Source organism: Marinobacter flavimaris (assembly GCF_002933295.1).
GTDB classification, from domain to species: domain Bacteria; phylum Pseudomonadota; class Gammaproteobacteria; order Pseudomonadales; family Oleiphilaceae; genus Marinobacter; species Marinobacter flavimaris.
This window is the reverse complement of the sequence record NZ_PSSW01000006.1, coordinates 151,408-165,242: the sequence shown is the minus strand read 5'-3', so window position 1 is coordinate 165,242 and position 13,835 is coordinate 151,408. Positions and strand designations below refer to the sequence as shown.

Annotated in this window: 9 protein-coding genes and 1 riboswitch; of the genes, 7 read left to right on the top strand and 2 right to left on the bottom strand. The window is 58.9% G+C overall.

Going from position 1 to position 13,835, the window contains the following annotated elements; translation table 11 throughout:
* Window positions 1-9: 9 nt before the first annotated feature.
* The 6 genes from MDHKLMBL_RS12915 to MDHKLMBL_RS12890 all read left to right on the top strand — a co-directional run bounded on the left by MDHKLMBL_RS12915 (window position 10) and on the right by MDHKLMBL_RS12890 (window position 7,963).
* Window positions 10-1,053, top strand: coding sequence for an AAA family ATPase (locus MDHKLMBL_RS12915; protein WP_104270958.1), 1,044 nt, complete (start codon window positions 10-12; stop codon window positions 1,051-1,053).
* 101 nt (window positions 1,054-1,154) lie between these two features.
* Window positions 1,155-2,387: a formamidase gene (gene fmdA / locus MDHKLMBL_RS12910; protein WP_014578800.1), complete on the top strand. Its 1,233-nt coding sequence runs from the start codon at window positions 1,155-1,157 to the stop codon at window positions 2,385-2,387.
* Between the two features lie 5 nt (window positions 2,388-2,392).
* Window positions 2,393-2,746, top strand: a complete 354-nt coding sequence (locus MDHKLMBL_RS12905) for an FmdB family zinc ribbon protein (protein ID WP_041645822.1) — start codon at window positions 2,393-2,395, stop codon at window positions 2,744-2,746.
* 155 nt (window positions 2,747-2,901) lie between these two features.
* Window positions 2,902-3,080: riboswitch (cobalamin riboswitch) on the top strand.
* A 129-nt stretch (window positions 3,081-3,209) separates the two neighbouring features.
* Complete coding sequence (locus MDHKLMBL_RS12900) at window positions 3,210-5,975, top strand: ribonucleoside-diphosphate reductase subunit alpha (protein WP_104270957.1); 2,766 nt, start codon at window positions 3,210-3,212, stop codon at window positions 5,973-5,975.
* Window positions 5,976-6,005: 30 nt separating this feature from the next.
* Window positions 6,006-7,064 carry a ribonucleotide-diphosphate reductase subunit beta gene (locus MDHKLMBL_RS12895; RefSeq protein ID WP_104270956.1) on the top strand — a complete coding sequence of 353 codons (1,059 nt, stop codon included), beginning with the start codon at window positions 6,006-6,008 and terminating at the stop codon, window positions 7,062-7,064.
* 107 nt (window positions 7,065-7,171) lie between these two features.
* Window positions 7,172-7,963, top strand: coding sequence for a substrate-binding periplasmic protein (locus MDHKLMBL_RS12890; protein WP_104270955.1), 792 nt, complete (start codon window positions 7,172-7,174; stop codon window positions 7,961-7,963).
* Window positions 7,964-7,991: 28 nt separating this feature from the next.
* On the opposite strand, the gene MDHKLMBL_RS12885 is transcribed toward MDHKLMBL_RS12890, so the two are convergent.
* Window positions 7,992-10,094, bottom strand: a complete 2,103-nt coding sequence (locus MDHKLMBL_RS12885; protein WP_104270954.1) for a molybdopterin-dependent oxidoreductase — start codon at window positions 10,092-10,094, stop codon at window positions 7,992-7,994.
* 164 nt (window positions 10,095-10,258) lie between these two features.
* Between MDHKLMBL_RS12885 and MDHKLMBL_RS12880 the strand changes: the two genes are divergently transcribed.
* A complete protein-coding gene (locus MDHKLMBL_RS12880; RefSeq protein WP_104270953.1) occupies window positions 10,259-11,032 on the top strand; it encodes a CLCA_X family protein in 774 nt (257 codons plus the stop codon).
* On the opposite strand, the gene MDHKLMBL_RS12875 is transcribed toward MDHKLMBL_RS12880, so the two are convergent.
* The gene (locus MDHKLMBL_RS12875) at window positions 10,990-13,620 is read right to left on the bottom strand and encodes an EAL domain-containing protein (protein ID WP_241956230.1); all 2,631 of its coding nucleotides are present in this window, start codon (window positions 13,618-13,620) and stop codon (window positions 10,990-10,992) included. The genes MDHKLMBL_RS12880 and MDHKLMBL_RS12875 overlap by 43 nt on opposite strands.
* Window positions 13,621-13,835: the final 215 nt, after the last annotated feature.

Genomic DNA, 13,835 nt, shown 5'->3' with positions numbered 1-13,835 from the left:
GAGGCGTTCATGCCGTTTATCAACGAACGGCTGGAAGCCAATCGGGAAACCATTGAAAAGAACCGGGCCGCCTCAGGCCCGGTTCGTGCTTCCCGGTTCCGCTTCGAGCCCGAGGCCGTGATGGCCAGACTGCGGGAAAATATCGTCGGCCAGGATGAGGCCCTGGCCGCCATGGAATCCATGCTGGTGCGGGTGAAAGCCGATATCGGCGAGGACAACCGGCCGCTGGCGGTGCACCTGTTCCTGGGTCCTACCGGCGTGGGCAAAACCGAAACCGTGCGCCTCATTGCCGAAGCCATCCACGGTAATCGCGATGGGCTGTGTCGTATCGACATGAACACCCTGGCCCAGGAGCATTACGCGGCTGCCCTGACTGGTGCACCGCCGGGCTACGTGGGCAGTAAGGAAGGCCACAGCCTGTTCGATCTGGACAAGGTACAGGGCTCGTTCAGCAAACCCGGCATTGTGTTGTTTGATGAAATCGAGAAAGCCAGCAAGGAAGTGGTGCGCACGCTGCTGAACGTGCTGGACACCGGTCGGCTGGTGTTTCCCTCCGGTAACCGGGAGATCGACTTCCGCAACACCCTGATCTTCATGACCAGCAACGCCGGTGCGCTGGAGGCGGAGACGTATGAGCAGGGCTACCAGCGGGGCTGGCGCCGCTGGCTCGGTTTATCACCCGGCAACGGCGAGGCCATTCGCGATACCGCTCTGCGCCGGCACTTTGACCCGGAATTCCTCAACCGGATTGATCAGATCCTCACCTTCAACCGACTTACCGACAACTGGCTGGAAGCCCTGCTGGACATTGAGCTGGCGGGCCTCAATCGCCGGTTGTCCAAAAAGCACGCCGAGCTGTCGCTGGCGCCTGAGCTGCGAGAAGAGCTGTGCCGTGGCTACGACGCTCGCTATGGCGCCCGGGAACTGCTGCGGGCTTTTCGCCAGCGGCTGGAACCCGCCGTTGCCCGGGCGTTGCTGGCGTATCCGGACTGCCGCCGGTTTGAAGCCGGCCTGCAGGGCAGGACGGTCACGGTGCACCAATACGTCGAATGACGTAGGCACCGGGGGCATTTCGCGAATACCTCACCGGCACGGGATTCCGGATAGTAAAGGCGTTACCTAATCGTGCAAGCCAACACCAAGGAGCGCCCGTTATGGCTGAAACCATTATCAAGATCGATCTGAACAAGTCGGCTTATGAGAACGACAAAATCCACAACCGCTGGCACCCGGACATTCCGCTGGTAGCCACCGTCAAGCCGGGGGACGATTTTATCGTCGAGTGCTACGACTGGACCGGCGGCCAGATCAAGAACGACGACAGCGCCGACGACGTGCGCGATGTTGATCTCAGCCAGGTTCACTTCCTGTCGGGACCGATCGGGGTCGAGGGCGCAGAGCCGGGCGACCTGCTGGAAGTCGACATCCTCGACATCGGCACGTTCGAAGAGAGCCAGTGGGGCTTTAACGGGTTCTTCTCCAAGCAGAACGGCGGTGGCTTCCTGACCGAACACTTCCCGGAGGCCCAGAAATCCATCTGGGACTTCAACGGCATGTTCACCAAATCCCGGCACATTCCCAATGTGGAATTTGCCGGCCTGATTCACCCGGGCCTGATTGGCTGCCTGCCCTCCAAAGAATTGCTGGATACCTGGAACAAGCGTGAAGCCGGACTGGTCGCGACCGATCCGGAGCGTGTGCCGGAACTGGCAACACTGCCCAATGGTGAGACCGCCCACATGGGCCAGATGACCGGTGATGCGGCCAAAGCTGCCGGCGCCGAAGCCGCGCGTACCGTGCCGCCCCGTGAGCACGGTGGCAACTGTGACATCAAGGATCTGTCCCGTGGCTCGAAGGTGTATTTCCCGGTGTACGTGGACGGGGCCGGCCTTTCCGTAGGCGACCTTCACTTTAGCCAGGGCGACGGCGAAATCACGTTCTGTGGCGCCATCGAAATGGCCGGCTGGATTCACCTGCGGGTAAACCTGATCAAGGACGGCGTGAAGAAGTACGGCATCAAGAATCCGGTATTCAAGCCCAGCCCGATCAAGCCCCGTTACGACGACTATGTGATCTTCGAAGGCATCTCCGTAGACGAAGACGGCGGCCAGCATTACCTGGACGTGCATGTGGCTTATCGCCAGGCGTGTCTTAACGCCATCGAATACATGACCAAGTTCGGTTACACCAAGGCTCAGGCCTACGCGATTCTGGGTTGTGCTCCGGTGGAAGGCCACATCAGCGGCGTGGTGGATATCCCGAACGCCTGCGCCACGCTCTGGTTGCCGACGGGCATCTTCGACTTCGACATTAACCCGTCCGCCGATGGTCCGCAGAAGAAAGTCAGCGGGGGCATGGACGTACCGCTGTCGAAAGATAAGGAGTAATCGCCATGCCCGTGTATGACTACAAGTGCCGTGAACATGGCCTCTTTCACACACTGGCCACCATGGAGGATGCGGCCAAGCCGGCGCAATGCCCCACCTGCAAGGCCATGTCGCCGCGGGTGATCGTATTGCCATCCCACATTGCCGCCATGGACCCGGCCAAAAGGGCGGCCGAGGACCGGAACGAGCGGTCCCGGCATGAGCCGGTGTTTTCCACCGCAGACCGAAGGGCGAATGATAAGGAGCACAGTCGCGCCTGCGGCTGTGGCTCTCCGAAACCCGGAAAGTCCATGCTGTTCTACACCGCTGACGGGAAGAAGATGTTTCCCTCCATGCGGCCCTGGATGATCAGCCACTGATTGGCTAAGTTGAGACTGTCACGTGTTTGGCCCCCTCTCCGGGGCCTTTTTTATTGCTTCAGGTTGTCCCTTCCGAATATCGTGTATATAGTGTTTCTATCCTTGGTCAAATACCAGATGTAGTGATCAGTGCGTAACCAACTCGGTCAACGTGTGATCATCTCAGCCATTCTGGTATCGGGAATCCGGTGAGACTCCGGAACTGACGCGCAGCGGTATTGGGGAACAAGCGTGGCATCAAGACACTGGTGAAAGCCGGGAAGTCGCCACACGAGGCCGAATCGAACGATTCACGCCCCTGAGTCCGAAGACCTGCCAGGGATGAAGGAGCCTTACGGCTCCCAACTGCACCTTCGCGACCCAGGGTGAGCAGACCGGTTATGCCCAGCCATTCCCATGGCGAGGTGTGCCCCTGCGTACGCGATGGTTAAAGGAACTCAACGCGTATTCAGGAGAACACTGCATGTCTGCCTCAGCCCTGGCCGAACCCCGGCCAACCTCGCACACGGACACCGAATCCCTTCAGGTCATCAAGCGCAACGGCACGCTTGTGGGCTTCGACCCCTCGAAGATCAGCATCGCCGTAACCAAAGCGTTCCTCGCTGTTGAGGGCGACACCGCCGCCGGTTCCGCGCGTATCAATGACGCGGTACACCGGGTGACCGACCAGGTCATCCAGGCGATTAGCCGTCGCCTGAAGGCCGGTGGCAAGGTGCATATCGAAGACATCCAGGATCAGGTGGAACTGGCCCTGATGCGGGCCGAAGAACAGAAGGTGGCCCGCGCCTACGTCCTGTATCGGGAAGAGCATGCCCGCGAGCGCGCCCGCCATGCGCCGGTTGAGGCGCACCCCCATCTGACGGTGAAAAAGACCAGTGGCGAGATTGCTCCGCTGGATCTGGGCCTGATGAAACTGCAGGTGGAAAAGGCCGCCACAGGGCTGGAGGGCATCGACGGTGATTCCCTGGTGGACGATGCCCTGACCAACCTCTACGACGGCATCGCCGAGGAAGACGTGCTGTCGGCCCTGATCATGACGGCCCGCAGCCGGATTGAGCGGGAGCCGGACTACAGCGCGGTCACCGCTCGTCTACTGCTGGAACAGCTGCGTCTGGAGAATGCCGCCGCGTTGGGCCTGCCCATCAGTCTGCCATTGGCTGAGATTTATCCACAGGCACTGAGCGCCTTTGTCGAAGCGGGAATCCGGTACGAATTGCTGGATGACGCTCTGGCCGCCTTTGATCTGGAGCGCCTGGGTGCCGCCCTTCAGCCGGAACGGGATCTGCAGTTCGGCTTCCTGGGTCTGCAAACCCTGTACGACCGTTACTTCCTGCACTGGAACAAGGCCCGCCTGGAATTGCCCCAGGTATTTTTCATGCGCGTTGCCATGGGCCTGGCCCTGCGCGAAGATGACCCGAATGCCCGGGCCATCGAGTTCTACAATCTGCTGTCGTCGTTTGACTACATGGCGTCCACACCCACGCTGTTCAACAGCGGTACCCGCCATTCTCAGCTGTCCTCCTGTTACCTGACGACGGTGGGCGACGATCTTGAAGACATCTACGGCGCCATCCGTGATAACGCCATGCTGTCGAAATGGGCTGGCGGTCTGGGTAACGACTGGACGCCAGTCCGTGCGCTGGGCTCCCACATCAAAGGAACCAACGGCCAGAGCCAGGGCGTGGTGCCCTTCCTGAAAGTAGTCAACGACACCGCCGTGGCGGTCAACCAGGGCGGCAAACGTAAAGGTGCGGTGTGCGCCTACCTGGAAAGCTGGCACCTGGACATCGAGGAGTTCCTGGAACTGCGCAAGAATACCGGCGACGAACGCCGCCGAACCCACGACATGAATACGGCCAACTGGGTGCCCGATCTGCTGATCGAGCGCATGCGCGAAGACCGTGACTGGACCCTGTTCTCCCCCAGCGATGCGCCGGATCTGCACGACCTGTACGGCAACGCCTTCCGTGAACGCTACGAGCATTACGAAGCCCTGGCAGAGCAGGGCAAAATCAAGCTGTTCAAGAAAATCCCGGCCAAGCAACTCTGGCGCAAGATGCTCACCGTTCTGTTCGAAACCGGCCACCCCTGGATCACCTTCAAGGACCCGTGCAACCTGCGTTCCCCCCAGCAGCACCAGGGCGTGGTGCACAGCTCCAACCTGTGCACCGAAATCACCCTGAACACCAGTGCCGACGAGATTGCCGTGTGCAACCTGGGTTCCGTGAACCTGACGGCTCATATCGCCAACGGCGAGCTGGACGTGCGGCGTCTGGAACAAACGGTGAACACCGCCGTGCGCATGCTCGATAACGTTATCGACATCAACTACTACGCCGTGCCCCAGGCCCGCAATTCCAACCTTAGGCATCGCCCGGTTGGCCTCGGCCTCATGGGATTCCAGGACGCGCTCTATCAACTGGGCCTGCCGTATTCCAGCCCGGAAGCGGTTGAGTTCGCTGACGTTGCCATGGAGCAACTCAGCTACTTCGCCATCCGCGCCTCAGCTTCGCTGGCGGGTGAGCGAGGTGCCTATGAGAGCTATGAGGGTTCACTCTGGCAGCAGGGTATCCTGCCCATCGACTCCATCAACCTGCTCAAAGAGAACCGCCGGGAAGGGGACCTCTCTGTAAACACCAACGCCCGGCTGGACTGGTCGCCGATACGCGAACTGATCACGAGAAACGGCATGCGCAACAGCAACGTGATGGCCATTGCCCCGACGGCGACGATTTCCAACATCGTGGGTGTGTCCCAGTCCATCGAGCCGGCGTACCAGAACCTCTTCGTGAAATCGAACCTCTCCGGCGAGTTCACGGTGGTGAATCCCTCCCTGGTCCGGGATCTCAAGGCCGAAGGCCTTTGGGACAACGTGATGGTGAACGACCTCAAATACTTCGACGGCAGCGTTCAGCAGATCGACCGCATCCCGAATGATCTGAAAGCGCGATACGCCACCGCCTTTGAGATCGACGCAAGATGGCTGGTGGAAGCCGCGGCCCGGCGCCAGAAATGGCTCGATCAGGCCCAGAGCCTGAACCTGTACATGGCCGAGCCCAGCGGCAAAAAGCTGGATGCCCTGTACCAGCTGGCCTGGGAACGTGGGCTGAAGACCACCTATTACCTGCGCTCCCTGGGTGCCACCGGCGCTGAAAAAACCGCTCCGGTTGCCGCGCCCCAACCCCAGGTGTGCAGCATCGACGATCCGGACTGCGAAGCCTGTCAGTAACTGCTTACTTAACGATTTCGAGGCAAAACCATGCTTGATTGGGACGACGAACCAAAAACTGAATCCAAAGCGGCGCATCCCGGCGCCCCGGCACCGGTGAACGTGGACGACAAACGAGTCATCAACGGCGAAACCGACATCAACCAGCTGGCACCGTTCAAGTACCCCTGGGCCTGGGAGTACTTCATGAACGCCAACAAAAACCACTGGACCCCCCTGGACGTGAACATGGCCCAGGACGTTCACGACTACCACCACCGGCTGACCGCGCCGGAAAAACATGTGTACGAGAACGTGTTGGCCTACCTCACCACTTCCGACATCCTCGCCATGCGCAACATCGGCCTGGCGGTGATGGAGAAGATGAGCGCGCCGGAACTGCAGATCTACCAGGCCCGCCAGGTCTACGAGGAAGCCATGCACACCTGGGCCTACCAGCACTGCATCGAAACCCTGAACCTGGACCAGAGCGAGATCTACAACCGTTATCGTGTTGTGCCCGCCATCAACGGCAAGATCCAGATCGCCAACCGCCGGCTGGATGCGGCCATGCGGCCGGACATGAACCTGCGCAACAAGGACGACCTGCAGGAATTCATCATGTCTTACCTGTTCTTCGCGGCGGTGTTCGAAGGCACCTGGTTCTACAACGGCTTCAGCCCCATCTTCGCCCTGCAGCGTCGAGGACTGATGCGAGGCACGGGCGAACAGCTTCAGTACATCCTGCGGGATGAGGCCATGCACTTCTCATTCGGCCTGAAAGTGGTCAACCAGATCGTGGAAGAGGAGAACATCACCTTCGACCCGAAGGCCGTGCGCGAGATGTGGGACGAATCCGAAGCCGCCGAGAAGGCCTATTCGGACTACATCCTGCGAGACCCGATTCTCGGTTATTCGGCCGAGTACCACAGCGAACAGTTCCGATTTGTGGCCAACCGCCGTGCCAGGACGGTACGTCTTGAAGAGCCGTTCCCCGGAGCAAAGAACGTCTCGCCTTGGCTGGATGAACAGGCCACACTGCGCAAGGAAAAGAACTTTTTTGAAACCCGGGTGATTGAGTACCAGACGGGCGCGCAGCTAGAGTGGTAAATTCGGCCGAGCAGCCGGAGTGATATGCCCTGTGTTCGCATGAATCTGTGATCCGAGCAGGGCGTATAACCTTGGGCCTGGCATGAATTTCTTCAGAGGTAACGTTGGTGAACAAACGCAGTCTGAAAGCCCTCATCGCGCTGTGGTGCCTCGTTTGCTCGATGGGGTTGCTGGCTTTGCCGGCTGTCTCCGTGGCAGAGGGTACACTGAAGTTCGCGTTTGCCGACAATTCAAAACCTTACAGTTTCTCTCAGGATGAAAAGGCAGCCGGGCTATTTCCGGAAGTGGTACGGTTAACTTTCAGTTTTATCCCCGACTACGATATGGCGAGCGCGGTGATGCCGTGGTCGAGGGCGCAGTACAACCTCAGGTTGGGGCTGAACGATGGCCTCCTCACCTATCCGTCGAAGGAGCGACAGAACTACGCAGTCTTTTCAGCGGGGCCGCTTTTCATTCAGGATTTTGGCCACCTGGTTTACTCGGCTGAAAACCCCAATAAAGACCTGATCGAATCGGCCTCCAGCTTTGCTGACTTGTCCGGTTTGAAGGTAATCGTCGAAAAGGGCTCTCAATGGGAAGAGAACAATATACCAGGCTATCTGGAGCGTGTTCCCGGTCGGGACAGTGAGACGATGATGCATCTCCTGATGTTCCGGGAAGCCGGGGATTTTCTGGTGCAGCCCGCTGAAGACGCCCGTTTTATTGCAGGGAAGCTGGGCTACACCGAAAACCTGAAGATTCGCAAGGTCGATTTTATTCCAAACTCCATGATCCCTTTCCATCTTGGAGTTTCGCGCCAGCATCCATCCGCTAACGATGTGATCAATCAGGTTGATGCAATCATGCAAAAGCCGGACTTTCAGTCACAATTGACGACTCTGATCAGGAGTTATCGATAAGGCTGCACGGGCTAGCTGCCCGGCATCTTTATGCGGCCTTCACCGCCACCCGGGTACCATTAAACGCCGCATTCCCGGTCAGTGCGTCAATGCGCCCGGAATCAGTGACGTCGTTCATGCTCACGCCGGGTTGTCCCTCGGCGATCGACATGGCGGTGTCCGTCCGGTTATGGCCCCAGCCTTGGGGCATGCTGATCACACCCTCGAACATATCGTCGTCGATTTCCACCGGCAGGTTGATGCTTCCGGAAGCCGACGTAACCGTGGCCAGTTGTCCGTCTTCAAGCCCGATTTTGAGGGCATCTGACGCGTTCATCTGTAACGTGCACGGGTTCTTGCCCTTGACCAGGCGGTGGGAGTTCTGGGTCCAGGTGTTGTGGCTGCGAGGCAGGCGGCGGCTGATCAGCGTGAACGGATAGTCGCTGTTCTCATCTGCCTGCAACAGGCCCGAGGCATCCAGGCGTTTCAGATCCTTCAGGTATAGCTCGGGGGCAATGCGGATCTTGCCGTCCTCGGTCTGGATGCGCTGCGCCAGGCAGGGCTGCAGTGGTCCCAGATCCACACCATGGGGGTTGGCTTTCAGGGTCTCCAGGCTCATGCCCTCTTTTCCGTAGGCGCCGTGTTTCAGGCCCAGATCCAGCATGGCCTCCGGCGTAACACCATCGTCTTCCAGGCCCGTTAACTGCAGGGCCAGATCCCGCAGAATCTCCCAGTCGTGTTTCTGGTTCGGCGCTTTCTCGAACATCGGTTCCGAGAACTTGGCGGTATTGCGAACGGCGAAAGAGTTGAAGAACACATCGAAGTGCGGCACTTCCAGCCCGGTTGTGGCCGGCAGGATGATGTCGGCATGGCGGGTGGTTTCGTTCAGGTAGATATCCACCGACACCATGAAATCCAGGGCATCGAAGGCGTCTTCCAGTCGGGCTCCGCCGGGCGCCGAAAGCACCGGATTGCCGGCGATGGTGATCATCGCGCGGATCTGGCCCTCGCCCGGGGTCAGGATCTCATCAGCCAGGGTAGCGACCGGGAATTCGTTGTTGAAGTAGGGCAGTTTTCGCACCCGGGACTCGTAACGGCCATAGGAACTCGGCTTGCCCTTTTTGTCCCTGACAAGATCAAAGGCCGGCTGGGGGAACATGGCGCCACCGCGGCTATCGAAGTTGCCGGTGAGAATGTTCAATACATTGTTGAGCCACTGGCAGAGGCCGCCGAACGACTGCGTCGAGGCGCCCATGCGGCTGTAGCAAACGGCGCTCTTCGCAGCTGCTATCTCCCGGGCCAGCTCGCGGATGGCCTCTGCGGTCATACCACAGGCTGCCTCCACGGTTTCCGGGCTATAGGGTTTTACGGCCTCGGCCAGTTGCTCCAGCCCGTCGATCCGGTCTTCCAGGTGGCCAAGGGTAACCAGCTGTTCCTCGAACAGGGTGTGGACCATGGCCAGCATGAACAGGGCATCGGTTTCCGGGCGGATAAACAGGTGCTGGTTGGCCTTTCTCGCGGTCTCGGTACGCCGTGGATCAACCACCACCACCTTGCCGCCGCGTTGCTGGATGGCCTTCAGGCGTTTGCCGACGCCAGGGGCGGTCATCAGGCTGCCGTTGGAAACAATCGGGTTGGCACCAATGATCAGCATGAAATCCGTATGGTCGATGTCCGGCACCGGAATCAGCATGCCGGCACCCAGCATGTAATTGGAGGCCACGTGGTGTGGTAACTGGTCCGCCGATGCGGAGCTGTAGCGGTTATTGGTGCCCAGCGCCTTGAAGAACCGCGGCAGCATGATGGCGTTGCCAAAGTTGTGGGCGTTTGGATTACCCAGATAAACCCCGACCGCATCCTGCCCGTGTTCCTGCTGGATGCCGCGAAACCGCGAGGCGATTTCCTCGAAGGCAGCTTCCCAGCTGATCTCCTGCCAGCCGTCCGCGGTGCGCTTCATGGGTGCTTTCAGGCGGTCCTTGTCATTGTAGAAATCCTGCAGTGCAACGGCTTTCGGGCAGATATGGCCGTGGCTGAACGGGTCGTTGCTGTCACCCTTGATGGACAGGATCTCGCTACCCCGATGCTGGATTTCGAGGCCACACATGGCTTCACAGATGTTACAGGTGCGGTAATGAGTCTGGGTGTCGGTCATGGCAAACACTCGGTCCGGATATTGTCGTTATTGGTTCCGGCAGTGTGGCACAAGCCGGCGGAAAATCAGACGGTCATAATTCACATAAAACCGGTCGATCCCGCCAAATAATGTTTCTCTCGGTGCCCGAAAGACAGGCCGGAATTTCATCGTACAATAGCCCCATGGCTAAAACCTTTTACCGTCGGGGCCCGGACCATCGAGCCGGAGCGCCGGTTACCTTTCTCGACGTCCGCCGTCGTTTCCAGTTTCGTACCATCGAGATTGGCCGCTGGGTCACCGAGCCGGAAAAACAGCGCAGTGCGTCGCTGTTCTACGATGCCCTGTGCGATCTGATGACCATTCTTGGCGGCACCGAGTCTCTGGTGTCCCTGCGCGGCACCCTGGCGTTGCAGTACGGCATTGGCGGCCGGCCCGGCGTGTCGGCCCATTACACGCCGGCCACGCGCAGCTTCTCACTGGCCAAGAATGCCGGGCCCGGCAGCATCGCCCACGAGTGGTTTCACGCCTTCGATCATTACATCGGCGAGAAACTTTTCGGCGAGGCCCACAGAGGCCAGTTTGCCTCGAAGCTCTGGCTTGGTCGTGACGACGCTGTGCGGCATCCGCTGAATGATCGACTGCAGGCCTGCTTCAAGGCGATTCTGCTGGACGAAAAAGGCGCAGAGCCCAGCGAGCTCTTCCGGTGCTCGGTGAGGGCGGACAAAGCGGCAGGAATTCAATATTTCAGCTTGCCTGAAGAGCTTTGCGCCCGGGCGTTTGAAGCGTTTGTGCAGGATGCAAACGTGAAGAACGCCTTTCTGGTGAGCGGAACCCGAGAATCCGAAGACGCAAAACTGGGGCTCTATCCGGTTGGCGCGCAACGGGAAAGAGTCAACCGCGCGTTTCACCGTTATTACACGTCTCTTGGCCGGGCGCTTCGCTTGGCAGAGGAGTAAACGTCTCCTCGGCCCGTGACTTGTCTTCCAACATCCAGCCAGGCTTTGAGATCTTCAAGTGAATTCGGTGGGCAGATCCAGTAGCCCTGGAGCATTTCCGCTCCGAGAGATTCAAGGAGGTGTGCCGATTTTTCGGTCTCAATGCCTTCGGCAACCACCCGATAACCCAGGCCCTGGCCCATACTGATGGCGGTTTCCACAATCATCCGGGCGCTGTCGCTGGACTCGATGTCCTGCAGCAGGGTGCGGTCCAGCTTTATTTCGCTGGCGGGCAGCTTCTTCAGGTAGGAGAGTGAGGAGTAGCCGGCGCCGAAGTCGTCAATTGAGAGCTTGAGCCCGATCGCCGTCAATTCATTCAGGGCTTTCAGGCCCCGGTGTGGATCGTCCATGGCCGCGGTTTCGGTGAGTTCGATGATGACCTGTTCCGCCTGTAGCTGATATCGCTTTATGCGGGTTTCAAACAGGCCAATCAGTTCTGGAGAACTGAGATCGCGAGCGGAGATATTCACTGAGATGGTCAGCTCCGGATCAATCTCGTGGAGTGCTTTGAGATCGTTCATAGCCTGATCCACCACCCAGCGAGTCAGGTGTTTGATCACACCGGTTTTCTCCGCCATGGGAACGAAGTCGATCGGTGGCACCCAGCCCCGGTCCGGGTGATGCCAGCGGATCAGGGCTTCCACACCCACCACTTTACCTGTCGCCAGGCTGATTTTGGGCTGATAGTAGAGCTCGGTCTGATTGTGGTGCAGTGCCTCCCGGAGGTCGGACATCAATGTCAGCCGGCTTTCGTCATAGATGTCATCCTTGCGGGAATACAGGCCGGTTTGATAAGGGCCATGAGGCGCCATTTCCATGCCGACATGGGCATTGCGGATCAGCAGAGCGGCTTTCTTGCCATGTTCCGGATAGCTGGCGGCACCGAACCGGGGATTGGGCTCTATGGCGATGTTATCCAGCAACACGGGTTCCGCCAGTTGTTTAAGTGCGTTATCCAGCGACTGGAAGTCGTCTGCCGTTTTACTGACGTTCACCAACAAACCAAAACTGTCGCCAGACAGCTGATATACCCGCTCATCGTTCCCACGCGCATCGACGGTTTGATGAACCATGGGCAGGCCTGAGGCCAAACGGGTCATCTGCTCTGCCATGGCCTTGAGCAAACGTTCGCTACGGTCCAGGCCCAGGGTCCGGTTGATTTCCTTGAGCTGCGTTATCCGGGTAACGCCCACCATGAAGCGGCCGTTGGGGTTCTGCCGCAATTGCTCATCCACCATCCATTCGAATCGGTTCCGGTTTGGTAGCCCGGTCACCGGGTCATGGGTCAGTGCTTCATTCAATTGGGTCTGGGCTTCGTTGCGGGCCTTCTGTTGTTTGAGGATATCGGCCTGAGCCTGGATTTTCTGTTCCCGTTCCCGGTATAGGCGGTCGGCGAGGGCAAGCGTGAGAATGAAAGCCTCGAGCCCGGAGCCGATCTGCATGGCGTACTCGGTAAAGAAATTCTCCGGCAGCAGGCCCAGGGCCCGCCCCGCCGTTGCCGAGACCCCTATCGTAAGAGGTGTCCAGGCGATCGTGAAGAACACCCCGGCCCTGACACCGGCAGCCCAGGCCACAGGGCCGGCCACCAGGAGCAGTGAGAAGAACGCGAACGCGGAAACGGCCGCCACCCGGATACCGGTGTCGTAATCCAGCAGCGGCGCAGATAGGAAAAACAGCATTTCAAACAAGAGCATAGCCTGCAGGGCCCGGTACAGCCTGGGGCTGTTAGAGCGAACCTGGAGGAACTCCATGCAGAAAAGTATCGAAAACATCGCCAGGAATGGCATCGACAGCAGAAGCACATGCGTGTGAAGAAACGGTGCGCCCGGGTAGATGTGCTGAAGTGTATAGCCGCGCACAGCGGCGAAGAACAGGAAGTAGCCGGAAATGGCCAGGGCGTAGTACAGGTACAGCTTTTCTCGCAGGGTCAGGAACACGGCCAGGTTGATCAGGATGATCACTGCCAGACTGCCGTAATAGAAAAAGTGCAGCTTCTGCTCGTTGGCAGCGGCCTCGTAAAAATCATTCTGTTGCCAGATCTGCAGCGGCACCACGATCGTGCCCTGGGTGGCGACCCGGATATAAAGCGTTTTCGAGGCGTCCGGGGCTACATGGAATCGATATAGCATGTTGGGATGGTCGACATCCCTGGGGTAGAAAGAGCGGGTGTCCCCGGTGGCGAATTCTCGGAGCAGGGTGCCGCCGGAGAGCTCGTGAAACACCACGTCATCAAGCTGGGAATAGCCCAGCTCTGCAATCAGAAGCTGGTCGCGGCCGGTCTGGTTTTGCACCTCAACCCGCAGCCAGTAGGCGGAATCGGTAATCCCGAAGGTGGCCTTACCCGATGGATTGGTCTGCCAGGCGCGATCGGGAAGGGCGCGAACATCGGCCAGTTCCGCTTCGGCGCTGGCGTCTTCCCAGTACTGGAAATGGCTTTCAATCGGTTTTTCTGAGGCAAGTGTGACCGGGGCGCTATTCGCATGCGCAAACTGCGACGTGAAAGTCGCCAGACTCAGTAAAAAGATACGCAGAGCAGTGCTGAGGATCACCAACAGTAGACCCCGTTATATCGCCATCAGGCTTTTTTATTTTCCTGATCATCAGCTTAACAGCCTTTCTTCACCGGAAAAGCCGAGAACCAATATTTAATGTAGCGAAATGTCTCATATCTGCAGATTCTCCGCCTTGCCCACCCGTCCTTTTGTGCTCCCCGTAGCCCTCAAGCACCTGTCTCGATAGCGGCCCATCTGCTACGTTGAAAGGA